The following is a 23138-nucleotide window of genomic DNA, read 5'->3' as shown; positions in this document are numbered from 1 at the left end:
CGTCGACGAGAATCGGAGATTCTCGTCTGCCAATCAGAAATTTCCGATTTCTGATGACGGCGACAAGTGCCGGCCTGCGGCGTCCACCGCCACCGCACGTTGTGGCTGTCGGCGCGAAGCGCATGCGCCCTCGTGGCGCATGTCAGCGCGAGGGACGAGTGAGGCCGGAGGCCGAACGAGTCGGCTGGGGAGGTTCGTGGGTTGTGCGGGGCGGTGCGGTCACAAGAGGCCATGCTCGCTCCGCGGTCGTGTTCGCGGTCGATCCGACCGACTCGCGGCCGAACCGATCGAACGCCACGATCCGAATACCGCCACAACCCGTATCCCGATGGCTCCCCACCGTCGACTGTATGCGAGCATCTACGCTCGTCCTCGCGTTCGGCGTGTTCGTGTTCGTGCTCCCGATCCCCGGGACGTTCGTGGCTGGCGCACTCGTCCTGTTGGCTGGCGCAGTCGCCCGCTGGCTCGGCTCCTAGCGGCCGCTGCCCCGTACCGCAACCGTTTCTACCCGCAGGCGTCCACTTCCCGTATGAGCGACCCCGATATCCTCCTCACGAACGACGACGGGATCGACGCCTCCGGCCTCGCGTCCCTCCGCGAAGAGCTCACCGCAGTGGGCGACGTGACCGTCGTCGCGCCCCACGAGAACCAGAGCGGCGTCGGCCGCACGCGATCGAGCAGCGCCGTCCGCCACGATCACCCGTGGGGGTACTCTCTCGAAGGGACCCCGGCGGACTGCGTCGCCTACGCGCTCAGCGGCCTCGAGACCGAGTTCGACGCGGTCGTCTCCGGCGTCAACGACGGCCCGAACGCGGGCAACTACGTCGTCGGGCGCTCGGGCACCGTCGGCGCGGGGATCGAGGCGGCCTTTCTCGGCGTCCCTGCACTCGCGGTGTCGGCGTACCACGCGGTCGACTTCTTCCCCCACCCGCCGGAGGAGTACGACTTCGCCCGGCCCGCGCGGGTGGCCGCGGATCTGCTCGACCGCGCGCTCGCGACTGACACGTACAGCGACGTGGACCTACTGAACGTCAACGCGCCCGTCGATGCCCCGGATCCGGACGCTCGGATCACCCGCCCCACACACGACTACGACCTCGACGTGGCACACCGCACCGACGCCGTCGACCGCGACCTCGGCAACGGCGAGACTGCGGTCCGGCTCTCGGACTCGGTCTGGCCCGACACCGAGGGGTTCGAGAACCCGTTCCCGCTCGCGGACCAGCACGAGGAGCGCTACCCCCACGGGAGCGACCGCCGCGCGATGATCGAGGGGGAGGTGTCGGTGTCGCCGCTGTCGGTCGACCACGGCCACGCCGAGAGCGAGTCGCTCGTCGGCGTCGTCGAGAGTTTGGAAGCGGAGTGAACGCGGCCGAAACCCTCCCTCCCCGGAGTCTCCCGAGGCTGTCGTCCTCCTAGCCGTTTTTCTCCACGTCCCCGAGTACCGCCAGCGCGCCGATGCTGCTGGTCGCGAAGAACACGGCGCCGCCGGCGAGGACCGGCGGGATCGTCACCGAGTGGAACCCGTCCATCACGTAGTTCCACTCGACCTCCCCCGTCTCACGGTCGAAGGCCGTGATCGTCTCGCGGAGGTCGGTGGAGACGTACTCGGAGCCGTCCACCATGGCGATAACCGTCTCGCTCCCGACGGAGAACCCTTGGGCGTACACATCGTCGTCGTGGAGCACCCGCGTCGTTCCGCGCGCGAGATCGACCGCGAGTAGCCCCTCAGCGTTCGCCACGAACGCTGTCTCCCCGTCCACGGCCACTGTCGTCCTTTCGGTCCCGTCGATTTCGGGCACGTCGATCTCCGTGGTTCTCTCTCCGGTCTCGGGGTCGTGGACGGCGAGGCTGTTCCCGTCCACGACGAAAACGCCACGCTCGGTCGCTACCGGATCGGCGCTTACCGCCGGCTCCGTCAGTGCCTCCGTCCAGCGGGTCGTTCCGTCTTCGACGTCGAACGCCCCGAGGCCGTCCGTTCCGTCGATCTCCCCGATAGCGTAGACGGTGCCGTCGTGGATCGCCGGCGTGACGCGCTGCTGTGCCACCTCGGCCGTCTCCCAGTGTGGGTCGCCGCCCTCCGCCCGGAACGCTTCGAGGCCATCCTGATGCGGGATGACGACGACACCCGACTGGTCGTCGACGGCGAGCAGTTCCGGAGAGTAGTTCGGCCTGCCGTCGGTTTCGGACTCCCCGAGGAGCTGTCGCCAGAGAACGTCGCCGTTGCCTCGGTCGAGCGCGACGAGCTCGCCGTCGTACGCCACGAGGAAGCGGTCGTCGACGAGCGCTCGTCCGTGGTCGCTCTCCCCGCCGAGAGCGGTCCGCCACTGCTCGCTCCCGTCCTGGGCGTCGAGGGCGATCGCGCTTCCCTCGTTGCTGGCGTCGAAGTTCGTGATGTACACCGTTCCGCCGGCGATGACCGGGTCCCACCGCGTGAACGCCGCCGACTCCCACGCCAGGTTTCCCCGCGAGGGTGCGGAGACGTCCGGCGCGAACGTGTTGCCGCTGTCGCTGCCGTGTTGGGTCCACGACCCGTCTGGAACGGCGGGCAAGGGCGTGTCCGGCCTGCCCGACGGCAGGATCGATAGACAGCCAGACAGCGCTGCGGTACCGACGCACGCGGCCGTCAGGAGCGTGCGCCGGTTCATACGGGCGAGCGATTCAGTGACCGACGGATCGTACTTTCTGGAGGGCGCATTCCTGTGGTGGTATGCCTCGGCAGGGTTTTATGCATTGGTGTTCGATACGTACTCTTCACTGTCGGGAGATTCTGCCAGCGGTCCGCACAAACAGTCCTCGGCCGGGCCCCAGACAACGAACCGTCGGTTCGCTCAAATACGGGTGATGGGCGTTCCGTCGGTGACGCCGCCGAACTACCGCCTGAACTGCTCGACGACGCCGCCCGCGGTGCCGCGTGATCGATCGAGCGACTCCGTCCCGTCCTCCCCGTGTCGGCGCTCGGCGAACCGGGCGCCGACGCCGACGCTGAACGCCGCGAGCAGGAAGCCGGCGAGCACGTCGGTCAGCCAGTGGATTCCCAGATACATCGTCGCGATCGCGACCGAGACAGCGCCGATCGCCGCGATCGGGAGCCACCCCGGCGCGGTCGAACGGTACCGGGCGGCCAGCAGCGCCACCGTCGCCGACAGTGAGGTGTGCAGCGACGGGAACACGTTGGTGTTCTCGTTGACCTGACTCGTGAGCGCCTGCACCTCCGGCCAGTTGGCGAACAGCAGCGACTCGACCGCGCCCGGCATGAAGTTCCGGGGGCCGTACGCGACGAACAGCACGTAACAGACGAGGCCGATACCGTAGTTCAGTGCGTACGCTACCAGCGTCGCCGACAGTGGACGCGTGTCGTCGTGGAGCACGTAGAGCACGATCGGGAACGTCAAGAGGAACACGTAGCCGAACACGTAGACGAAGCTGAAGTACGCCGTCAGCGGCGGCGTCGCGTACGACTGGAGGCCGGCGACGAACCCGCCCTCGATCGCGTGAATCGCGCCCGTGACGTTGATGCCGATCAGCCAGGAGAGCTGGACCCCCACGTCCCGGACGGTGCCGTTGGCCAGCAGCAGCGCGCCGAGCACCGCCGCCGTCGGACCGACTGCGCGGACGTTCTCCCGAAGCGAACCGCGGCAGATTCCGGCGCCGGAGAGCCAGCGGAGCGTGCCGAGGCTCACCAGATGCAGGAGGAGGACGACGGCGACGACGTTTGAGAGGACGGTCAGCAGGCTCACGTCGCCCCCCCGACGAGCGTGTCGTCGTCGTACTGGTAGCCCGCCTCGCGGAACGACGCGCGGGCCGCTTCGGCGTTGAGTTCGCCGTGCTGTCCGAGGAATGGGACGACTGGGTTCCCGTCGTCCCACGCCAGATCGTCGGGGTACCACTCCGTCCCCTGGAGCGGGCCGACCGCGGGCCGGGCGTAGCCGTCGAGCACGTCCTCGCCGAGGTGTGCCCCGTCGATCAGTCGCGCGAGCGTGTGCCGGAACCGGGGGTTAGAGAGGTGCGGGCGGCCCGTGTTGTAGCCGAGCACGTACGGCCGCTCCGACCGACGCACGAGCAGTTCGGTCCCCTCGGCGCGGCCGATCCGGGGGACCGTCGACGCGCCGACGGCGGTGCCAGTCACGTCCGACTCCCCGTCGGTCACTGCCTCGACGGCGGCCACGTCGGAGCCGACGACCCGAACCGACAGCGCGTCGAGCGCGGAGTCGGCGATCCAGCCGGGCAGCGCCGTCCCTTCCCGCGTCGAGAAGTGGTCGTCGACACGTTCGAGTAGCAGGCGCTCACGGGGGGTGTTCCGGACGAACTCGAACGGGCCGCTCCCCACCGGTGGGATGTTGTTCGTGACCAGCGCCTCGGTCACCGTCCCGACGGGGATACCGCCAATGGCGGCCGGGTCGGTCCGGTCGCGCCAGACGTGTTCGGGAAGTATCGGCGCCGTCAGCGCACGCCGAGCCACGTCCTCGTCGGCATCGACGAACGACAGCGTCACCCGTCGATCGTCGACGACCGAGACCTCGTCGACGAGCGTGCGCCGGCCGCGGAACTCCGGGGACGGCACCGCAGCCGACTCGTCGTCGCCCAGCGTCGTGTCCGCGAGCAGGTCGTACGTGAACACCACGTCGTCGGCGGTCAACGACTCCCCGTCGTGCCAGCGGACGTCCTCCCGGAGCGTGACCTGCGCGGTCGGCGCTTCGTCGGTCCCGAACTCGATCGAGGACGCGAGCCACGGTGTGTACTCGCCGTCGAGGGGCCGCGCGAGCGGGTCGTACAGCAGCCCGGTCAACACGCCACTTCGCCGGAACTCGACGGAGAGCGGGTTCAGGTTCGTGGTCGCCCGGCGATCGGTGCCGACCACCCGGAGCTGCCCGTCGCCGCGATCCAGCTGCAGGTAGTCCATCGGGTCGGTCAGATCGGCCGCCCGCCAGTTCGTGTCGTCGGCGGTTCGTGCCGCCCGAACGTCGTCGGGTACCGTCAGCATGGTGAACGGCTGCGATCGGGCGATCGTCCGCTGGAGGTCGGCGAGCGCCTCCCGGCGCTGCTCGCCGCTGGTCCGTCGCTGGCGCTCGATCGTGCCGTCGGCATCGAGGTCGGTGTAGCTGAACGGGTTCTGCCAGCCCGGGGCGTCGGCGAACCGCGAGTGGAGCAGGGTGGTGAGCGCGTCGGGATCGCGGAACTTCGCTGGCAGCCGCATCACGAACAGGTCGAACTCGGACCGGAGCAGACACTGGCGTACGAGCTCCTGTTCGGCCATCGGGAGCACGTCGACGCCGATGCCCGCCTCGCGGAACCACGCGGCGACCCGTCGTGCGAGCCGGAGGGCGTAAGGGTCGGCGTCGGCCGGCAGCGTCTTGATCCGCAGTTCGACGGGCTGTGCGGATCGCCAGCCGGTGAGGTTCCGGGCTCGGCGGAGACAGCCACTGCCGAGGGCGGCGACGCCGCTGCCCAGCGCCGCGAGGACCGATCGTCGGCCCGTCGGCAGACGTGGCTGGTCGCTCATCTTCCTTCAGGTGTGCGATGAACGGATATATGGATTATGCTACTCGATCCGCGGCGCACGGGCGCCGCGACGGTTTCAGACAGACTTTACCGCCCGCCCCGACTCCCTCCCGGCGATGTCGTTCCCCAAGCGGACCGCTCGCCTCCTGCTCGCCGCGTTGGTCGTCGTCTCGGCAGTGACGGTCGTCGCCGGCTACGTCGAGAGTGAACGCACGAACGACCGTGTGACCGGCGACCCCGCCGTCGAGCAGGCGTTCCGGTCCGGTAGCGACGAAGCCGTCGTCGGCGAGCGCGAGGGAATCACCGTCGTCGCGACGGACTCCAACGCGTTCGTCAGCGACGAGAGCGACGCGCCGCGGGCGCAGGCCGAACTCGCGGCGTTCGCCCCCGACGGAAGCGTCTACTACTACCAGAACGACCACACGCGCTACTGGGACGTCGACCCCGTCGAGGGCACCAGCCACACCGTCGAGTTCGTCTACGCCGACCACCTCGACGCCGACGAGTGTGACGGCTCGGTCTGTACCCGAAACGGGATCGAGCGCGTCAACCTCACCACGGGTGAGCGCACGGACGTGTTCAGCCGGATCACCGCCGGCAAGCACTCCACGCGCTGGCACGACGCCGACCGCATCGACGACGAGCGACTCCTAATTGCCGACATTGCACAGGACCGCGCGTTCATCGTGAACACGACGACCGGGCTGATCGAGTGGTCGTGGGAAGCACAGGCAGACTACGACGTGTCGAGCGGCGGGCCGTTCCCCGAGGACTGGACCCACATCAACGACGTGGAGCACGTCGAGATCGACGGGCAGAAAGCGGTGATGGTCAGCCTCCGGAACCAAGACCAAGTCGCCTTCGTCGGCATGGACGGCGAACTGAAGGAGAACTGGACGCTCGGCACCGACGGTGACCACGCGACGCTGTACGAGCAGCACAACCCCGACTTCATCCCCGCCGAGCGGGGCGGCCCGGCGCTGCTCGTCGGCGACTCCGAGAACGGCCGGATCGTCGAGTACCAGCGCGAGGACGGCGAGTGGGTCGAGTCGTGGACGTGGACCGACCAGCGGATGCAGTGGCCCCGCGACGCCGACCGGCTTCCGAACGGCCACACGCTGATCACCGACTCCAACGGCGACCGGGTGGTCGAGGTCGACCGCGAAGGTGAGATCGTCTGGTCGGCCGACGTGGGGTTCCCCTACGAGTCCGAGCGGCTCGGCACCGGTGACGAGAGCACGGGTGGGGAGAGCGCGGCGTCGCTGGGGCTACCGAGCCACGAGCCAGCGCCCGAGAACGCGTCGCTGTTCGATCGGGTCCAGAACGCGCTGCCCCCAGCGATCGCGAACGCGATCTCCTACGCCTTCCCGCGCTGGGTCGGCCTGCTGGAGGGGAGCGCGATCGTCGTCCTGCTCGGCAGCCTGCTGCGCTGGGCGACGCTGGAGTACTGCTGGCGCGACAGAACGGTGGCGTTCCGATCGCCGATCGAGTTCCGCCGGAAATGAGCCGCGTCGTCGGCCGCCTCCCGATCACACGCGACGACGCGCGGTGGTTCGGCGCCACCCTCGCGGCGGGGCTGCTCGCGGTCGCCGTCTACCTCGCGACCAACCCCTATCCGGCGTACGGCGCCGGACTCTACCTCCGGATCGCCGACGCGATCGCCGCCGGCGGCTACGCCCCGCCGGCCCGGATCGCGGGGTACACTGCCGAGGGCGTCCCCTTCGCCTACCCGCCGCTGCAGTTCTACGTGCTCGCGGTGCTGCTCGATCTCGGCGCGACCCCCATCGCGCTAGCCCGCGTGCTCCCCTCTGTCGGCGTACTGGCCGCGCTCGTGCCCGTTTACCTGCTTGCGCGGGACTACGCGGGATCGCAGCCCGCGGGCGCGGCCGCGGGCGTCGCCGTCGCGCTCAACCCCCAACTGCTCCAGTGGCACGTCTCCGCTGGCGGCGTGGTGCGGGCGTTCGCGTTCTGCTACGCGCTGACCGCGATCTACGCCGGCTACCGGGCGCTCGAACACGACTCGCGGCCGGCGGTTGCCGTCGGCGCGCTGGCGTTCGGCGCGACGGTGCTCACCCACCCGACGTACTCGCTGTTCGTCGTCGTCAGCTACGTCCTGCTGTGGGGCGTCCGGGACCGCTCAGTCGCCGGGCTCGCCCGGAGCGCGGCGGTCGGCCTCGGCGGCGCCGTCGTCGCGACGCCGTGGCTGCTGTGGGTGACGAGCACCCACGGGATCGCCGTGCTCACGGGCGCCGCGGGCACCCACGGCGGCGTCGGCGGCGGCGCGGCGACGCTTTTCGGCGCGCTGAGTTCGGCCACTGCGTTGCCGCTGCTCGGCGCCGCCTACTTACTGTGGGCCCGCCGGGAGTGGTTCCTCGCGGCGTGGACCCTCGCCGCGGAGCTACTGTTCGCCCAGCCGCGGTTCGTCTTCACCGTCGGGAGCGTCGTCGCGGCGGTCGCGGCCGTCGACGTGGCTCGGCGCCTCCCCGCGCTGGACGGAAGCATCTCGCTGCCCGGAACGGGCGCAGTCAATCGCCGGGAGGCCGCCGCCGCGGCGTGTCTCCTCCTCGCGAGCGTCGCCGGCGGGGCGTACCTCGCCCACGAAATGACGCTCGGAAGCGACCCCTCGACGCCCGAGTTCCTCGACGACGAGGACGTGGCGGCGATGGAGTGGGCCGAGCGCGAGACGGCGCCCGACGCGACGTTCGTCGTGCTCGGCGACGCCGCGGAGTGGTTCCCGGCGTTGGCCGACCGGACGATCCTCGTCGGTCCGTGGGGCGTGGAGTGGCGCGGGCCGGACGCGTACACCACGCAGTTGGCGTCGTTCGAGGCGATTTCTCGGTGTGATTCGGCGTCCTGTGTCGAGGGAGAGGCGGGAGCCGTCGGCGCCGATCCCGAGTACGTCTACCTCCCAAAGGGCGCTTACACGGTTCGGGGGCACCCTGAGGTGACGTTCGGTACGCTCGACCGTTCGTTCGCGGCGTCGCCGGACTGGGAGCGCGCGTACGAGAACGACGGCGTGGTCGTCTACCGCGCGGCCGGGTAGCGCCGCGACCACCGGCTACTTCCCCCTCCGTGCGCTTTCTCCGACGATGACCGACTCGCCCAGCGGCGACGCGCGGAACCGACTCGCCGGGGCGGCCAGCCCCTACCTGCAGCAGCACGCCGACAACCCCGTGAACTGGCAGCCGTGGGACGACGACGCGCTCGCGGAGGCCCGGGAGCGCGACGTGCCGATCTTCCTCTCGGTCGGCTACTCGGCTTGCCACTGGTGTCACGTCATGGCCGAGGAGTCCTTCGAGGACCCCGCGGTCGCCGAGGTGCTGAACGAGAACTTCGTCCCGGTCAAGGTCGACCGCGAGGAGCGGCCGGACCTCGACCGCGTCTACCAGACTGTCTGTCAGCTGGTCACCGGCGGCGGCGGGTGGCCGCTGTCGGCGTTTCTGACGCCCGAGGGGAAGCCGTTCTACGTCGGGACGTACTTCCCGCCCGAGCCGCAGCCTGGGCGGAACGTTCCCGGGTTCGAGCAGCTCTGCCGCCAGATCGCCGACTCCTGGAACGACCCCGAGCAGCGCGGGGAGATGGAGAACCGCGCCGAGCAGTGGACGGCGGCGGCGCGGGACCGCATGGCGCCCGCGGACTCCCCGGAGGAAGAGACCGAGCGGCCGAGCAGCGAGATCCTCGACGACGCCGCGGCGGCGGCGATCCGCGGCGCCGACCGCCAGCACGGCGGGTTCGGGCAGGGGAGCCCGAAGTTCCCCCAGCCCGGGCGGGTCGAACTCCTGCTCCGTGTCGCGTCGCTGTCGGGTGATTCCGAGCCGCTGACGGTCGCCGAGAACGCGTTGGGGGCGATGGGCAGCGGCGGACTGTACGACCACCTCGGCGGCGGCTTCCACCGCTACTGCGTCGACGAGGACTGGACGGTCCCCCACTTCGAGAAGATGGCGTACGACAACGCCACGATCCCGGCGGCCTTTCTCGCGGGCTATCGCGCGACGGGGCGGGAGCGCTACGCCGAGATCGTCCGGGAGACGCTCGACTTCGCGGAACGCGAACTCTCCCACCCCGAGGGCGGCTTCTTCAGCACGCTCGACGCACGGAGCGAGACCCCCGCCTCACGCCTCGACGAGGGGGAGGAGCCCGAACGCGAGGAGGGGGCGTTCTACGTCTGGACGCCCGCGGAGGTCCGCGAGCACGTCGACGAGCCGGCGGCGACGCTGTTCTGTCGGCGATACGGCGTCGTCTCCGGCGGCAACTTCGAGGGCGGCACGAGCGTTCTGAACGAGACCGTCCCCGTGGCGGAGTTGGTCGGCGCCGAGATCGAGGTCGCGCGAGAGACGGTCACCGCGCCCGATTCGGCGGCCGCGGTTCGGGAACTGCTGGCAGACGCCCGCGAGACGCTGTTTGCGGCCCGCGAGGAACGCCCCCGACCGCTCCGCGACGAGAAGGTGCTGGCGGGCTGGAACGGCCTGCTGATCGAGACGTTCGCCCGTGCGGGGTTCGTGCTGGGCGACGACGCCCGGATCGAGCGCGCACAGTCGGCGCTTGGTTTCGTCCGCGACGAGCTCTGGAACGCCGATGCCGGCCGGCTCGCCCGCCGGTTCAAGGACGGGCAGGTGGGGATCGACGCCGCCCTCGAGGACTACGCGTTCCTCGGCCGCGGCGCGTTCGAGCTGTACCAAGCGACCGGCGACGTGGAGCCGCTCGCGTTCGCGCTCGATCTCGCTGGCGTCGTCGCCGACTCGTTCTACGACCCCGAGGACGGGACGCTCTACCTCTCGCCGAACGACGGGGAGGAGCTCGTCGCCCGGCCGCAGGAGCTCACCGACCAGTCGACGCCCTCCAGCGTCGGCGCCGCGGTCGCGCTGCTGCTCGATCTGGACCACTTCACCGACGACGATCTCGGCGAAGTGGCCCGCGAGACGCTCGCGACCCACCGCGGCCGGATCGAGGCCAGCCCCGTCGAGCACGGGACGCTCGCGATGGCTGCCGACGCGGCCGAGCGCGGCTCGCTCGAACTCACCGTCGCCGCCGACGAACTGCCGGGCGAATGGCGCGAGACGCTCGCTGACCGCCATCTCCCGGGTGCCGTCGTTGCCCGGCGACCGCCGACGGCGGCGGGGCTGGAGGCGTGGCTCGACGAACTCGGACTCGAGGAGGCACCGCCGATCTGGGCCGGACGCGAGGCCCGCGACGGCGAACCGACGGTGTACGCCTGTCGGTCGCGAACCTGCTCGCCGCCGGAGACGGATCTGTCGGCAGCGCTGGACTGGGTCGAAGCGAACCTGTAGAACTGTGTGACCGTCTCGGGTCACTGACTCCCGCGAGGGGAGCGAGCTATCGCTGCAGGGTCGCCCCCGCGACGGCGCCGACGAGCAGGCCGGCGGTGACCGCGGGGAACGCCGCCGCGAACACCACTGCGAGCGGCAGAGCAGCGAGCAGCAGCATCGTTCCGAAGGTGGGTGGGTGGCGATACGTCCGATGGTCCGGATTCCGTGGTGGGTACATCGTCTGTGGAGGGAGGTGCGTCAGCGGAGCGATACGAGCCACGTCGCCGTACCCGGGATTCGAGCGTTAGCACCCGAACGAGTCGGGATCGGGACGGGGCCGTCGGGGGACGAACTCCGTCAGATCGTCCACCGGACGGCGGCGACGACAACGCGCGTGAGGCGGGCACGGAACCCATCGGCCACGACCGAACGGCGGTCGCGTGACTGGGTCCCCTGGCCGGGGAGAAGCACGCTCAGTGAGTTGTGTAGCACGTCGTCGTCACCTCGGTCACTGGTAGTGGAGACGACAGTAAAAAGCTGAGCAGGGAGTGGTAACACACGGCACAACAGTACCGTCGCTACCGATGCGGGTGACGGCCGCTTACTCCTCGTCAATGAGCCCGTGTTCGACTAACTGATCGTGGATCGCGTCCGGTACCATCGCTCCGGTGAACGTCGCGCCCTCGATTTTGCCACCGCCCAGATTCGCGTTCGACAGATCGGCGTCCGTGAACTCTGCGTCCCGCATGTTGCAGCCGATCAGTGTCGCATCCGTGAGTGTCGCGTCGACGAGAGTTGCTCCGTCCAAGCTGCCGCTGCCCAGATCAGCACCAGTCATCTCGGCAGCGTCGAGGCTTGCATCCGTGAACGTTGCGTCCGATAGCCTGGCATCAGTGAGGTCGGCGTCGCCGAGGTCTGCGGTACTGAAGTCGCCATCGATGAACGCACCGCCCGACAGGTCTGCATTCTGGAGCTTCGCACCGCTGAAGGTCGGGCCACCGGGGTCGATCGAATCACCGTCGTCGCGATAGATCGATTCACGCTGGGCATCGCTAAGATCCGCTCCGGACAGGTCAGCGCCGGTGAAATCAGCATCACCGAGTTCAGCTTCACTGAGGTCGGCGTTTCGGAGGTCGGCGTCCACAAGGGTTGCTCCCCGAAGGTCACCCTCACTGAGGTCGGCACCTTGTAGATCGGCGTCCGTGAGATTCGCCTCCCGAAGGCCGGCCTCGTTCAGGTCGGCTCCCGGTTTGATCTCCTCCGGTTCGAGTTCACTGTGTGGGAGTTCCATGATCGCGGCTTCCGTCGCCACAGTGAAATATGTTTACTCAGGGATGATACGTCGAATCTGATTCTGGTCGAACTGCTTGCTCAACGGTGTAAGGCCGGGATTCTACTACGAGCGAGGATTCTACCAAGATTCCGAACTCACCCGGAAATCTCGTCGGCGAGGTAGACCGCGATCGGTCGGGCCTCGCTTTCGACGAACCGCGCGATCTCCTCCCCATCGCGCTCGACGATCACCGTCGGGATCAGGTCGATCCCGTACTCTTCGATACCGTCGCCCACTTTCTCGCCGTCCACGCGCTCGACCGCGTGGGCGTGGATCCGCTCGTCGGGCACGCCCGCGGCCGAAAGCGCGGCCGCGAAGGCGGGTAGCTGCTGGCGGCAGTCGCCACACCAGTCGCCGCCCCAGATGCGGAACGTGAGCCCCTCGGCGCCGAGGGCCTCGACCGTCTCCTCGTGGGCGTCGGCGCTCCACGTCGGGTCCGGCTGGAGCGTCGAGAGCGTCGATTCGGGGGAATCAGTCTCTGTGTTGGCCATACACGAAGATGGGCCCCGGCGAGGATAAGTCATACGTCGGCGGCTGTCAGTCGCCGCCTCCGAATTTGTACGTCGGCGGCTGTCCGCCGCCAAAATCACCCCCCGATCAGTCGCCGACCGCGCTCCCGAGCACGCCGCCGACCGCGCCGAAGACGAGGGGGTACACTAGTCCAGCGAGCAGGATCGCCGTGACCAGATCCGGTGCCGCCGATCCCTGGTAGGAGAACAGGAACCGACCGAGCAGCGCCAGCGGGAAGTAGCCGATCGCGACCGCGGCGCCGGCGATCGCGCCGTCGGCCGGCGCCTCGGCGTCGGCGAGCCGCGCGGTCAGCAGCCCCGCCGCGAGCAGCAGGACGATCGGCACCGCGTACAGCAGCGCAATCGACCCGCCGTCGCTGCCGGCGATGAAGTTCTGTGACTGCGTGCCCCCGAACCCGTCGATCCGGGTACTGACGAAGTGGGCGTTGTAGAACATCCAGCCGACGCCCTCCCAGACGGCGATGGGCTCGCCGCCGAACAGGTCGGCGATGAAGTTGTACGCCTCTAGCCGCTCCTCGATGGAGCCGCTCAGCCAGACGTAGCTGATCAGGTAGCCGAGCAGGTAGGCGGCGACCCCCGTGCCCGCGCCAGCGCCGAACGGCAGTTTCTCCGTCGTGCTCTCGGTGCTCATGGTTGTACGGATCGTCCGTGGGTAAAAATCTCTGACGGCCGTCGGCGGCGCGGGAAGCCGCTGTCGCTACCCCTTTACTCCCGACCCGGGTAGGCCGGGGTAGATGGACGCGAACGTGATCGACGCCATCGGCTCGCCGCTGGTCGAAGTGGCGTCGCCGGTCGGTACGGTCGCCGCCAAACTGGAGTCGAAAAACCCCGGCGGCTCCGCGAAGGACCGCCCCGCGCTGTACATGATCCGGGCGGCCGAGGAGGCCGGCGAACTCGGCGAGGGGGACGCGATCGTCGAACCCACGAGCGGGAACACCGGAATCGGGCTCGCCCTCATCGGCGCGGTGAAAGGGTACGACGTGCGGATCGTCATCCCCGGCTCGAAATCCCCCGAGCGCCGGCGGATCATGCGCGCCTACGGCGCCGACATCGAGGTCGTCGACGGTGACATCAGCGACGCACGCGACCGCGCCGACGAGCTCGAAGCGACCGGCGAGTACGTGCAGGTCCGGCAGTTCGAGAACGGCGCCAACCCCCGGGCCCACTACGAGACGACGGGCCCGGAGATTCTCGATCAGGTCGACGACCACGATATCGACGCTTTCGTCGCCGGCGTCGGCACCGGCGGGACACTGACGGGGACGAGCCGCCGGCTCTTGGAGTCCTTCCCCGAGATGGAGGTCGTCGCAGTCGAGCCAGAAGAGAACGCCGTGCTCTCCACGGGCAAATCCGGCCACGACGACTACCAGGGGATGGGCCCGGGGTTCGTCGCCCCGAACCTCGACGTAGATCTCATCGACGCGGTCGAGGCCGTCGATCTGTCGACCGCCGAGCGGGAGTGTCGCTGTCTGGCCCGCGAGGAGGGGATCCTAGTGGGACAGTCAAGCGGCGCCGCCAACGTCGCCGCGCGGCGGACCGTCAAGCGCCTCGTCGAGGAGGGGGTCGACGATCCGCTGGTAGTGACCGTGTTCCCCGACGGCGGCGAGCGGTACATGTCCACCGGGCTGTTCGAGGCCGAGGAGGCCGAGGACTGCCAGTGGGAGTGTGAGGACTGACTACCCGTCGAACTCGGACTCCGTCACCCGAACGACGAGCACGTCGTCGTACCCCTCACGTTCCGGAGTCCACTCACCTTCCCGTTCGACGAACACGGCGTCCTCCGGTCGCCCGTCCTCGACTCCGTACACCTGTAGAAGCGTCCCCGTCTCCTCGGGGGCCACCTCACCGTCCCTGATCGCCGTCGCGAGTTCGCGGGAGAGCCATTCCGTCTCCGATACCGAGTCCGACTGCACCAGCGCCGTCCTGACGAACCGGACGAGGTACCAGTTCAAGTCGTTCAGCAGCGACACCGCGGCGCCGATCGAGACGGTGTCGAGCGCGAGGCTGTTCGCGTACGGCTCCCGGAGCTCGTACGTCGAGAGCGCCTCCCGGGCGGTCTCCCGGGAGAGCAGTTCGTACCGGAGGTCGCTCTCGGGCTCGCCCAGCAGACAGACCTGCGCCATCGTCGGGGGGTCGCCGGGGCGGAAGAAGTGGGTTGCGGTCCGGCGCCGGGGTCAGTGGTCGCCGACGACGGAGCGTTCGTCGGCCAGCGCTTCCGCGCGGGCGAGCAGGTCGTCGGGCTCGGCGGCCTCGACCTCGGCAAGTGTCGCGTTAGTCTCCGGGTAGTCGGGGGCGACGCGCTCGCAGCCGACGTTCGTCGTCGCGTCGACGAACGTGCCGATGTCGCGGGCCTGCTCGACGATCTCGGGCTTGTCCCGCGTGAGTAGGGGGCGGTGGACTGGCAGGCTCGCGGCGGCGTCGGTGACGCGAACGTTCGGGCCGGTCTGGGAGGACTTCTGCCCGATCGACTCTCCGGTCGCGATCGAGTGGGCGCCGACGTCGTCGGCGACCGCCTCCGCGACCCGGAGCATCGCGCGTCGGAGTGAGAGCATCCGCGTCGCTCCCGTCTCGGCGACCAGCTCGTCGACGAGGTCGCCCGCGGGCACGACGCGCAGCCGAGCGTCGACGTGCGGCGCCGAGCGGGCGACCGTCCGGGCAGTCTCGGTCGCGCGAGCGAGGTGGTCCGGGCCGCCGTAGTCGCCGAGATCGAGGTAGACGGGGACGACCTCCAGTCCGCGTTTGAACAGCTCCCACGCCGCGACGGGGGAGTCGAGCCCGCCGGAGAACAGCGCGACCGTCGTCCCCTGCGTCCCGACGGGGAGCCCCCCCGGCCCGTCGTACTCGACGGCGGAGACGAACGCTTCGTCCTCCCGGACGTCGAGGCGATAGGTGCGGTCGGGATCGTCGAGATCCACGTCGGCGCCGGTCGCGTTGCCGATCGCCGCGCCGACTTCCGACGCGACCTCCTGACTCGTGAACGGGTGGGTCTCGGCCGTCCCGGCGCGGTTCGCCCGGACCGCGAACGTCGCGCCCTCGGGGTGGTCGTCGGTCAGTGCGACCGCCGCCTCGGCCAGCGCCTCGGCCTCGGGGGCGGTCGAGATCGCGGGCCGTGTCGAGACGACGCCGAACGTGTCGGCAGCCGCGCGAGCGGCCTCGTCGGCGGAGAAGTCCGTTTCGGGCTCGGCCGGCCGGACCAGGAGTCGCGACCAAGTGCGCTCGACCGCCCCGGGGATCCCGCGGTCGTCGAGGACTGCCCGCACGTTCTCGGCGAGGCGGTCGAGCATCTGCCCGCGGACCTTGTCGCTCTTGATGCCTGCCTCGCCGTAGCGGACGACCGCGAGGTCGGGTGACTGCTGCACGGGCGGGGTAACGGGCGGGCGAGCATGGGTGTTTCCTTCCGGGACGGACCCGGCCGTTACTCCTCGTCCAGCAGGTCGATCGGGTCCTCGATCTGCCCGGTGATCGACTCGAGCAGGTCGGTCACCGTCACCATCCCGACCACGTCACCGTTCTCCAGCACGAACGCGAGCTCCTGGCTCTCGACCTGGAACTGGTCGATCGCGTTGCTGACGCTGGTGTCGTGGGACATCGTCATCGGCGGCGCCGAGAGGTTCGTGAAGTCGATCTCGCCCTCGGCGACGCTGTCGCGGTAGCGAGCGAGCATCGGGAAGTAGACGATCCCCCGGAAGTCGTCGACCTCCTCGCCGATCAGCGGGTAGCGCGTGTGGGGGTGCTCCTCCATCCGGCGGAAGTTCTCCTCGGCGTCGACCGCCGTCGAGAGCGTCACGATCTCCTCGGTCGGCACCATCACGTCCTTGACCTGCTGATCGCCGATAGTGAGCGCGTTCAACACCTCCTCGCGGCGTTCCTCGGACATCTCTCCCTGCGAGAGCACCGAGCCCAGCCGCTTGTGGAGGTCGGCACGGGACTCGATGGCGTCCTCCTCGGTCTCCAGCCACGCGCCGGTCATCTCGACGCCGAACAGGCCGAGGGTGGCCTTCGCGACCCAGTCGCCCAGCTTGATGATCGGAAGGATGAGCCGGTTACACCAGTACAGCGGCGTCGCGCCGTACCGACAGACCAGCCGGGAGCGCTCGACGCCGAGGTAGGTTGGCGTCTGCTCGCCGTGGGTCAGATGGACGAGGTTGATGATCAGGAACGCGATGATCGCGCCGACGCCGACCCCCACTAACGGCTCGAACAGCGCCCCCAGCGCGGGCTCGGCGACGATCCCGACCGCGATGCTGGAGGCGGTGATCCCCACCTGACAGGTGGTGAGGTACAGTTCGAGGTCATTGGTCATCTCCCAGGCGCGTTCGAGCGCCGCGCTGTTCTCCCCGTCGCCGAGGAACTCCTCCTTCGAGAACTGCCGAGCGCGGGTGAGCGCGAACTCGATCGCGACGAAAAAGCCGTTCGCGAGGATCAACCCCACCCCCGCGATCAGTCTGGCGGTCAGTTCGAACGTCTGCATGGGGGTGTCTCTGGACCGCCCCCGGTAAATGCCCGGTGGCTCCGGGGCTACCCCCTCGCGGCGAGGTAGACGGCCCCCAGTTCGACCAGCGCCGGGTGTGGCACCGCCTCCGGTCGCGCCGCCTCGACGGTTCTCAGCCCGTCCCGGAACGACCCACCCCGCTCGGCGGCGACCGCCGTCGCGAGCACCGCGGTGCTCCGACTCACGCCCGCCTTGCAGTTGACGAGCACGTCGGCCGTCCGCGAGAGTCGTCGCACGGCGTCGACGGCCGCCGCGAACGCCGCCCAGTCGTTCCCCTCGCCGTCGGTCAGCGGATGGTGGTGGGTGGTCAGGGGGAACGCGTCGGCCGAGACGGAGACGACGGCGTCGAAGCGACGGTCGTGGCAGCCGGGGTCGGCGGCGTGGCGGTTGCCGAGGTGGAGGCCACGGTAGTCCAGCACTGCGAGAACCGGTTCGTCCTCGACGAAGCCGATCGGTCGGAGGAACTGGCAGTCGGGATCGGTCGAGCGGTCACTCATCGCCCCGGCTGCGCCGGGGGGAGCGCGCGCTCAGAACGTCGAGATGTCGCCCTCGATCGCCTCGCGGGTGATCTCGGTGACGTTCGCGAGGTTGTCGTCGACGATGTCGCTCACCTCGCCCTCGATGTCGGCCACGTCGACGCCGTCGGCGGTGACGACCTGCGCGTCGGCGACGTGGGGCTCGTCGATCGGCCGGCCGATCTGGGAGAGCAGGCGCAGTTGGAGGTCGCGGATGCCGTCGACTTCCGCGACGACGTCCTCGGCGGTGGCCGTCGAGAGGAGGTTGTAGATCTTCCCGATGTGGTTGACGGGGTTCTTCCCCGAGGTGGCCTCCATGCTCATCGGTCGGTTCGGCGTGATGAGCCCGTTGGCGCGGTTCCCGCGACCGACAGAGCCGTCGTCGCCCTGCTCGGCGGAGGTGCCGGTGACGGTGAGGTACACCGAGCCGGCGTCGTAGTCGTCGGCGGTGTTGACCTCGACGCTGATCTCGCGGTCGGTGTGCTCCCGGGCGACGCTCTCGGCGTACGCCTGTACCTCCTCTACCGCGGCCTTGTACGCCTCCAGACTCTCGACGTACGTGTCGACCATCGCGACGGCGACGGTCACGTCGATCGTGTCGCCCTCGCGCTTGCCCATCACCTTCACGTCCGGGCCGACCTCGGGGTGGTCGGCGGCGTACTCGGTGTTGATCCCGCGCTCGATCTCGTGGACGATCGTCTCCGTCTCGGTCAGGGGGGCGTGGCCGACGCCGTAGGAGGTGTCGTTGGCCATCGGTACCTGGACCTCCTCCTCGCCGAACACGTCCTGCAGGTCGCCGCTGCCCTCACCGAGCTGGATGTCGACGATTACGTCGGTCCCGTACTCCAGTTCGGGGATCTGTTCTTGGAGGTACTCACGGGCGGCCGCGAGCGCCGTCGAGTCGACCGGCAGCTCGATCGTCTCGCCGTCGCGCTCGTAGCTCTTGGTCGCGCGGCCGACGATCAGGATGTAGATCGGCTCGATCACTTCGCCGCCGCCGTAGGCCGGCGAGGCACGGCCCGCAGCGAGCTGTGTCTCGTCGGTGTTGTAGTGGAGCACCTTCCCCACGCGATCGAGGTAGAGCTGTGAGAGCGCTCGGGAGACGCTCTCGGCGATGCCGTCGCAGATAGAGTCGGGGTGGCCGATCCCCTTTCGCTCGACGATCTCGACTTGCTGGTCCTCGACCGCCCGCCGGTCGAGTTCGGAAACCTGAACGTTCCGCGTCATTGCTCCCTCTTCCGTGGCGCGGGGTCTATAACCTTCGGAAACGATCCGGGAGACGGAAATTACTGTGGGGCATCAGCGTCGAGCAGCAGACCGAGGTAGGACGTACGGATCTGGCCGTCGGGGTCGAGCCCAAGCGCTCGGAGTCGCTCCTGTGCCCGCTCCCGCACCGTCTCGATGTCGGATTCGGACGCCTCGCGTTCGACCTCGACGAACGAGCCGAGCCCGTCGACCGTATCGAGGGTGACGGTGTACCCCTCGAACTCGAACCGTTCGCGCTCCTTCTCGACGGTCGCGGCCGGCTCGAACCCGAGCCCGTCGAGGATTCCCGCGGCGGCGTCGCCGTTGGCGACGGCGGTCTCGTGCTCCTCGCGAGTCTTCGAGTCGGCCTCGACGAGCGGGCCCTTGTAGGTCAGCTTCGTCGTCGTCACGTCGGCAGCGAGGTCGGTCTCCTCGCGGAGCCGGAGCGCCTCGTCTGTCTCGGCGAACTCGCGGTGGGGAGCGTCGTAGTACGTGTCTACCTGCCGGACGTGATCGACGGGCTCGGCGCCGGCGTCGGCGAGCGCCGACCGGACGGGATCGTGGTCGGCTGCGACTTTGAGTTCGACCTCGTACATGACTCCGGGGACGGCGGCGGCGACGAAAAGGCTGCCCTCTCGGCCGCGACGCGTCGGCAGGGCCGCCGGCATCGGGAGCGTCCAGCCCCGAAACGTTGTCCTTAAGAGTGGAACACGAGACCGTAGAGGTATGAGCGAAAACGAGGCCGACGCCGAGAACGAGGCCGAGGCAGCCGAGACCGAGTCGGGAATCCAGGACGGTGACTTCGTCCGTATCGACTACAACGTCCGCACCGTCAGCGACGACCGCGTCGTCGACACGACCCGCAAGGACGTCGCCGAGGAGGCCGGCATCGACGACGACGAGTACGACTTCTCGCCGCGCATCATCGTCGTCGGCGAGGGCCACGTGTTCCCGGGCGTCGACGACGCGCTGCTCGACGGCGAGGTCGGCGACGAGGGCACCGTCGAGATCGACGCCGAGGACGGCTTCGGCGAGTACGACGAGGAAGAGGTTCGCACCGTCAGCGCCAACAAGCTGGACGAGGAGAACCGCCGCCCCGGCGCGCAGGTCCAGATCGACGGCGAGCAGGGCTACGTCGAGACCGTAATCGGCGGGCGTGCCCGCGTCGACTTCAACCACCCGCTGGCCGGGGAGGATCTCGAGTACGAGTACGAGATCGTCGACGTCGTCGACGACGACGAGGAGAAGGCGGCCGGCCTGCTGGGGATGTACCTCCAGATGGAGCCGGAGCTGCGCATCGAGACCGAGACGGTCGAGGAGGAGATCACCAGCGAGGACGAGGACGGCGAGGCGACGACCGAGGAGGTCGAGCAGCGCTCCCTCTACATCGAGGCCACTCAGCAGATGCAGATGAACCAGCAGTGGATGTTCCAGAAGAGCCAGGTCGCCCAGGAGCTGATGGACCGCCTCGACCTCGACCGCGTGGTCGTCGAGGAGGTCTTCGACGGCAGCGGCGGCGGCATGATGGGCGGCATGGGCGGTATGATGGGCGGCATGGGCGGTGCCGAGCAGATCGAAGAGGAGATCGAGGACATCGAGGAGGACCTCGAGGACGCCGACGTCGACGCCGAGGAGATCGTCGACGAGCTCGAAGACGAGTAACGCAGCCGGCACGCGACGCCGTCACACACCGGCCGAACCTTTTTGCGGGATCCCACGCCAGTAGCGCATAGCCGATGAAGCTCGACTTCTCCTGAGCCCGCGCGGCTCACGCGACGGCGGCGAGGCGACAGCCTCGGAAAGTAGCGAGGCGACAGCCTCGGCACCCGTGGTTCCGCGACCACGCTGTGAGCAGCGGGAGACCACCTGTGGCACCGTTCCCCGACAGCCTCGGGTCTCCCGCCGGCCGCGGGCCGATCCTGCCGTCGTCGCCCGTCCACGGTGGGAGACTCATCCCCACCAACGTTGCAACACTCACCACCAGCCGAGACGGATGCACAGCGAGCAAACATCAGTGACGCCGATGGCGACCCCGACCGAACCGCGATCGTCGTCGCCCGCGACGCCGACGAGCAGCCCGACACGACCGAGGTCGAACGCCTCGCCGCCGCAGCGAGGTACGAGGTCGTCGACGCGCTCACCCAGCGCCGCGCCGAGGACGGCCAGTACAACCTCGGCCGCGGGAAGGCCGAGGCACTCGCCCGTCGCGTGGTCGAGACCGACGCCGACGCCGCCCTGTTCGACGTGGAGCTCACGCCCGGGCAGTACAGTTCCCTGACGGCGCTCCTGCCCGACGGCACCGGCGTCGTCGACCGTCACCGGCTCGTGCTCGAGATCTTCGAGGCCGGCGCCGGCGACGAGGCTGCCCGCCTCCAAGTCGAACGGGCGAGGCTGCGCTACGAGCTCCCTCGGATCAGGGAGACCGAGGAGCGAACCCACATGCAGCGCGCCGCGGAGACCGGCTCCCGCGTGGTCGACACCGAGCGGCGGATTCGGACCGTCGAGAACAAGCTCGACGATCTGACCGACCGCGCAAGCGAGCGCCGGGCCGAGCGCCGCGACCAGGGATTCGACCTCGTCGCGATCGCTGGCTACACCAACGCGGGCAAGTCGACGCTGCTGCACCGGCTAGCGGACGACCTCTCTATCGACGGGATGGCGCCGGGGCATGCCGACCTCGACGGCGAAGCCGAAGTCGCGGATCGACTGTTCAAGACCCTCGACACCACCACCCGCCGCGCGGCGATCGACGGCCGGCGCGTCCTGCTGACCGACACCGTCGGGCTCGTCGATGGGATCCCGCACGACCTCGTGGCGTCATTCAGCGCGACGCTCGACGCCATCGCCGATAGCGATCTCGCGTTGCTGGTCGCCGACGCGAGCGATCCCCTGCCGAAGCTGCGCGAGAAGCTCCGAGTCTCGCTCCGGGAGCTCGACGCACCCCGCGGCGAGCTCCTGGTCGTGCTCAACAAGGTCGATCTCGTCGACGGTGACGCACTCGACGAACGCCGAGAGGCAGTGGAGTCGGTGGCCGGCGATCGGGCCGCCGCAGTGCTCACGGTCAGCGCGCTGGCGGGCGATGGCGCAGACCGCCTGCGCGATACCGTCGCGGCGGCACTCCCGAGTGAAACGGTCCAGTTCGACCTGCCCAACACCGGGGAGACGCAGTCGTTCCTCGCGTGGGCGCACGAGCACGGGTGTGCCGACGCCGAGTACGAGGGCGACCGTGTTCGCGTTCGGTTCGCCGGCCGGCCGGCGGTCGTCGACCGGGCGCGCTCGCGGGCGGCCTCGATCCGGGTGGACTGATCGCGATCCCGGTACTGCTCCGCTGACTTTTTCTCACTCTGCCCCGAGGGTGCTTGTGTGTGCGGCACACGGCCGCGGGCGCGGTCACGGCGGCGCCCGCCGGCCACGCACGCGGTGCTTCAACCATGACTGACAACGGCGGCAACGACCGACGACGGGACATCGAGGGACGAATCAACACGCTCGGCACGGGCAACAACGTGAGCGGCCGGCGGAGCCATGGCGCCGACGCAACCGAGGGCGACGACGCCGACTCGGAGACGGGCGTAACGCCGGAGGCCGGCGGCGACGATCGCGGCGGCGACGGGGAGACCGACCGCGACACCGGCGTGACGCCGGAAGCCGACGATAACGGCGGCGATGACGCCCCCGAGCGCGAGACGGAGGTGACTCCGGAGGCGAGCACCGACGACTACGAGAGCGAGGAGGAGGACCGCTCGTCGCTGGACGTCGAACTCGATCGGTTCGTGTGCGCCTTCGCCGCGCGGCGGGCCGAGTCGCTCGACGAGACGCTCGACGAGTACGTCGTCGGCTCCGTGAAAGGGTATCTCGCGGGGCTACTCGGTGGCGACGTGGAGTCGCCGGGCACGCTGAAGCGCCGCGTCGAGGTCGAGGCCGACGACGTGTTCGGGGGCCTGCTCGACGCCGTCGCCGAGGAGGAGCAAGACCGCGGCGACGTGGTGGTCGCGGCGGTCGCCGAGGCGTACGACGTGCCCGAGGACGACGAGCTGACCGTCGCTGGCCTGCGTGACCACGAGGCGATGCTGAACGGCGTGGTCGCGAACAGTTCGAACAGCCTCGGCGACGTGTCCGAGGTCGTGCAGGCGGCCGTCGAGACGCGGCTGCTCGAGGAGGACGCGGAGTAACAGCGGTAACGGCTCGCTTTTTCAGTTCCGGGGAGAGCGCCGTCAGTCGTGGCGTCGTGAGGTGATCCGTTCGTTCTTCGAT

The 23138-nt window shown here is 69.4% G+C and carries 21 protein-coding genes; 9 read left to right on the top strand and 12 right to left on the bottom strand.

Annotated elements, in window-relative coordinates; genetic code table 11:
* Positions 1-350 precede the first annotated feature (350 nt).
* Positions 351-476, top strand: coding sequence for a hypothetical protein (locus BN1959_RS15355; RefSeq protein ID WP_272913564.1), 126 nt, complete (start codon positions 351-353; stop codon positions 474-476).
* Positions 477-529: 53 nt separating this feature from the next.
* Complete coding sequence (surE, locus tag BN1959_RS08565) at positions 530-1366, top strand: 5'/3'-nucleotidase SurE (RefSeq protein ID WP_053948262.1); 837 nt, start codon at positions 530-532, stop codon at positions 1364-1366.
* A gap of 49 nt (positions 1367-1415) precedes the next feature.
* Here the strand turns inward: surE and BN1959_RS08560 are convergent, their stop codons facing one another.
* From BN1959_RS08560 to BN1959_RS08550, 3 genes are all read right to left on the bottom strand, one after another.
* Positions 1416-2552 carry an outer membrane protein assembly factor BamB family protein gene (locus BN1959_RS08560; RefSeq protein WP_237560314.1) on the bottom strand — a complete coding sequence of 379 codons (1137 nt, stop codon included), beginning with the start codon at positions 2550-2552 and terminating at the stop codon, positions 1416-1418.
* Between the two features lie 321 nt (positions 2553-2873).
* The gene (locus tag BN1959_RS08555; protein ID WP_053948260.1) at positions 2874-3740 is read right to left on the bottom strand and encodes a phosphatase PAP2 family protein; all 867 of its coding nucleotides are present in this window, start codon (positions 3738-3740) and stop codon (positions 2874-2876) included.
* Positions 3737-5503, bottom strand: a complete 1767-nt coding sequence (locus tag BN1959_RS08550; protein ID WP_053948259.1) for an ABC transporter substrate-binding protein — start codon at positions 5501-5503, stop codon at positions 3737-3739. Before BN1959_RS08550 ends, BN1959_RS08555 begins: the two co-directional genes overlap by 4 nt.
* A gap of 115 nt (positions 5504-5618) precedes the next feature.
* Between BN1959_RS08550 and BN1959_RS08545 the strand changes: the two genes are divergently transcribed.
* The 3 genes from BN1959_RS08545 to BN1959_RS08535 are packed head-to-tail and all read left to right on the top strand — an operon-like array spanning position 5619 to position 10790.
* A complete protein-coding gene (locus BN1959_RS08545; RefSeq protein ID WP_053948258.1) occupies positions 5619-7007 on the top strand; it encodes an arylsulfotransferase family protein in 1389 nt (462 codons plus the stop codon).
* Positions 7004-8545, top strand: coding sequence for a glycosyltransferase family 39 protein (locus tag BN1959_RS08540; RefSeq protein ID WP_053948257.1), 1542 nt, complete (start codon positions 7004-7006; stop codon positions 8543-8545). Before BN1959_RS08545 ends, BN1959_RS08540 begins: the two co-directional genes overlap by 4 nt.
* A 46-nt stretch (positions 8546-8591) precedes the next feature.
* On the top strand, positions 8592-10790 hold the full coding sequence (locus BN1959_RS08535; protein WP_053948256.1) for a thioredoxin domain-containing protein: 2199 nt from the start codon (positions 8592-8594) through the stop codon (positions 10788-10790).
* 580 nt (positions 10791-11370) lie between these two features.
* On the opposite strand, the gene BN1959_RS08530 is transcribed toward BN1959_RS08535, so the two are convergent.
* The 3 genes from BN1959_RS08530 to BN1959_RS08520 form a co-directional block, all read right to left on the bottom strand.
* Positions 11371-12060: a pentapeptide repeat-containing protein gene (locus tag BN1959_RS08530; RefSeq protein WP_053948255.1), complete on the bottom strand. Its 690-nt coding sequence runs from the start codon at positions 12058-12060 to the stop codon at positions 11371-11373.
* Between the two features lie 137 nt (positions 12061-12197).
* On the bottom strand, positions 12198-12593 hold the full coding sequence (locus BN1959_RS08525; RefSeq protein ID WP_053948254.1) for a thioredoxin family protein: 396 nt from the start codon (positions 12591-12593) through the stop codon (positions 12198-12200).
* A 106-nt stretch (positions 12594-12699) separates the two neighbouring features.
* Positions 12700-13263 carry a hypothetical protein gene (locus tag BN1959_RS08520; protein ID WP_053948253.1) on the bottom strand — a complete coding sequence of 188 codons (564 nt, stop codon included), beginning with the start codon at positions 13261-13263 and terminating at the stop codon, positions 12700-12702.
* A 103-nt stretch (positions 13264-13366) separates the two neighbouring features.
* Between BN1959_RS08520 and BN1959_RS08515 the strand changes: the two genes are divergently transcribed.
* Positions 13367-14308: a PLP-dependent cysteine synthase family protein gene (locus tag BN1959_RS08515; RefSeq protein ID WP_053948252.1), complete on the top strand. Its 942-nt coding sequence runs from the start codon at positions 13367-13369 to the stop codon at positions 14306-14308.
* On the opposite strand, the gene BN1959_RS08510 is transcribed toward BN1959_RS08515, so the two are convergent.
* The 6 genes from BN1959_RS08510 to cyaB are packed head-to-tail and all read right to left on the bottom strand — an operon-like array spanning position 14309 to position 19480.
* A complete protein-coding gene (locus BN1959_RS08510; RefSeq protein ID WP_053948251.1) occupies positions 14309-14755 on the bottom strand; it encodes a DUF5804 family protein in 447 nt (148 codons plus the stop codon). It abuts the gene before it with no gap.
* Positions 14756-14806: 51 nt separating this feature from the next.
* A complete protein-coding gene (locus BN1959_RS08505; protein WP_053948250.1) occupies positions 14807-15991 on the bottom strand; it encodes a tRNA sulfurtransferase in 1185 nt (394 codons plus the stop codon).
* A 56-nt stretch (positions 15992-16047) separates the two neighbouring features.
* Positions 16048-17103, bottom strand: coding sequence for a CNNM domain-containing protein (locus BN1959_RS08500; RefSeq protein WP_053948249.1), 1056 nt, complete (start codon positions 17101-17103; stop codon positions 16048-16050).
* Between the two features lie 47 nt (positions 17104-17150).
* The gene (locus BN1959_RS08495) at positions 17151-17621 is read right to left on the bottom strand and encodes a dual specificity protein phosphatase family protein (protein ID WP_053948248.1); all 471 of its coding nucleotides are present in this window, start codon (positions 17619-17621) and stop codon (positions 17151-17153) included.
* A gap of 30 nt (positions 17622-17651) precedes the next feature.
* Positions 17652-18866, bottom strand: a complete 1215-nt coding sequence (locus BN1959_RS08490) for a methionine adenosyltransferase (RefSeq protein ID WP_053948247.1) — start codon at positions 18864-18866, stop codon at positions 17652-17654.
* A gap of 59 nt (positions 18867-18925) precedes the next feature.
* The gene (gene cyaB / locus BN1959_RS08485; protein ID WP_053948246.1) at positions 18926-19480 is read right to left on the bottom strand and encodes a class IV adenylate cyclase; all 555 of its coding nucleotides are present in this window, start codon (positions 19478-19480) and stop codon (positions 18926-18928) included.
* Positions 19481-19610: 130 nt separating this feature from the next.
* Here cyaB and BN1959_RS08480 point away from each other — a divergent pair, with 130 nt between their 5' ends.
* The 3 genes from BN1959_RS08480 to BN1959_RS08470 all read left to right on the top strand — a co-directional run bounded on the left by BN1959_RS08480 (position 19611) and on the right by BN1959_RS08470 (position 23056).
* Positions 19611-20546, top strand: a complete 936-nt coding sequence (locus BN1959_RS08480; protein ID WP_053948245.1) for an FKBP-type peptidyl-prolyl cis-trans isomerase — start codon at positions 19611-19613, stop codon at positions 20544-20546.
* Between the two features lie 303 nt (positions 20547-20849).
* Complete coding sequence (gene hflX / locus BN1959_RS08475; RefSeq protein ID WP_079978642.1) at positions 20850-22190, top strand: GTPase HflX; 1341 nt, start codon at positions 20850-20852, stop codon at positions 22188-22190.
* Positions 22191-22315: 125 nt separating this feature from the next.
* Positions 22316-23056: a hypothetical protein gene (locus tag BN1959_RS08470; protein WP_154018252.1), complete on the top strand. Its 741-nt coding sequence runs from the start codon at positions 22316-22318 to the stop codon at positions 23054-23056.
* The last annotated feature ends 82 nt before the right edge of the window (positions 23057-23138 follow it).

This window comes from Halolamina sediminis, from assembly GCF_001282785.1.
In the GTDB taxonomy this organism is placed as follows: domain Archaea; phylum Halobacteriota; class Halobacteria; order Halobacteriales; family Haloferacaceae; genus Halolamina; species Halolamina sediminis.
Note: the sequence above shows the minus strand (reverse complement) of the source record. Positions and strands in the feature narration are given on the sequence as shown.

Bases quoted from the DNA above. Each gene is read 5' to 3' on its own strand.
- BN1959_RS15355 (WP_272913564.1), top strand. From the start codon at position 351: ATGCGAGCATCTACGCTCGTCCTCGCGTTCGGCGTGTTCGTGTTCGTG.
- surE (WP_053948262.1), top strand. From the start codon at position 530: ATGAGCGACCCCGATATCCTCCTCACGAACGACGACGGGATCGACGCC.
- BN1959_RS08550 (WP_053948259.1), bottom strand. From the start codon at position 5,503: ATGAGCGACCAGCCACGTCTGCCGACGGGCCGACGATCGGTCCTCGCG.
- BN1959_RS08545 (WP_053948258.1), top strand. From the start codon at position 5,619: ATGTCGTTCCCCAAGCGGACCGCTCGCCTCCTGCTCGCCGCGTTGGTC.
- BN1959_RS08540 (WP_053948257.1), top strand. From the start codon at position 7,004: ATGAGCCGCGTCGTCGGCCGCCTCCCGATCACACGCGACGACGCGCGG.
- BN1959_RS08535 (WP_053948256.1), top strand. From the start codon at position 8,592: ATGACCGACTCGCCCAGCGGCGACGCGCGGAACCGACTCGCCGGGGCG.
- BN1959_RS08530 (WP_053948255.1), bottom strand. From the start codon at position 12,060: ATGGAACTCCCACACAGTGAACTCGAACCGGAGGAGATCAAACCGGGA.
- BN1959_RS08525 (WP_053948254.1), bottom strand. From the start codon at position 12,593: ATGGCCAACACAGAGACTGATTCCCCCGAATCGACGCTCTCGACGCTC.
- BN1959_RS08520 (WP_053948253.1), bottom strand. From the start codon at position 13,263: ATGAGCACCGAGAGCACGACGGAGAAACTGCCGTTCGGCGCTGGCGCG.
- BN1959_RS08515 (WP_053948252.1), top strand. From the start codon at position 13,367: ATGGACGCGAACGTGATCGACGCCATCGGCTCGCCGCTGGTCGAAGTG.
- BN1959_RS08510 (WP_053948251.1), bottom strand. From the start codon at position 14,755: ATGGCGCAGGTCTGTCTGCTGGGCGAGCCCGAGAGCGACCTCCGGTAC.
- BN1959_RS08500 (WP_053948249.1), bottom strand. From the start codon at position 17,103: ATGCAGACGTTCGAACTGACCGCCAGACTGATCGCGGGGGTGGGGTTG.
- BN1959_RS08495 (WP_053948248.1), bottom strand. From the start codon at position 17,621: ATGAGTGACCGCTCGACCGATCCCGACTGCCAGTTCCTCCGACCGATC.
- BN1959_RS08490 (WP_053948247.1), bottom strand. From the start codon at position 18,866: ATGACGCGGAACGTTCAGGTTTCCGAACTCGACCGGCGGGCGGTCGAG.
- cyaB (WP_053948246.1), bottom strand. From the start codon at position 19,480: ATGTACGAGGTCGAACTCAAAGTCGCAGCCGACCACGATCCCGTCCGG.
- BN1959_RS08480 (WP_053948245.1), top strand. From the start codon at position 19,611: ATGAGCGAAAACGAGGCCGACGCCGAGAACGAGGCCGAGGCAGCCGAG.
- BN1959_RS08470 (WP_154018252.1), top strand. From the start codon at position 22,316: ATGACTGACAACGGCGGCAACGACCGACGACGGGACATCGAGGGACGA.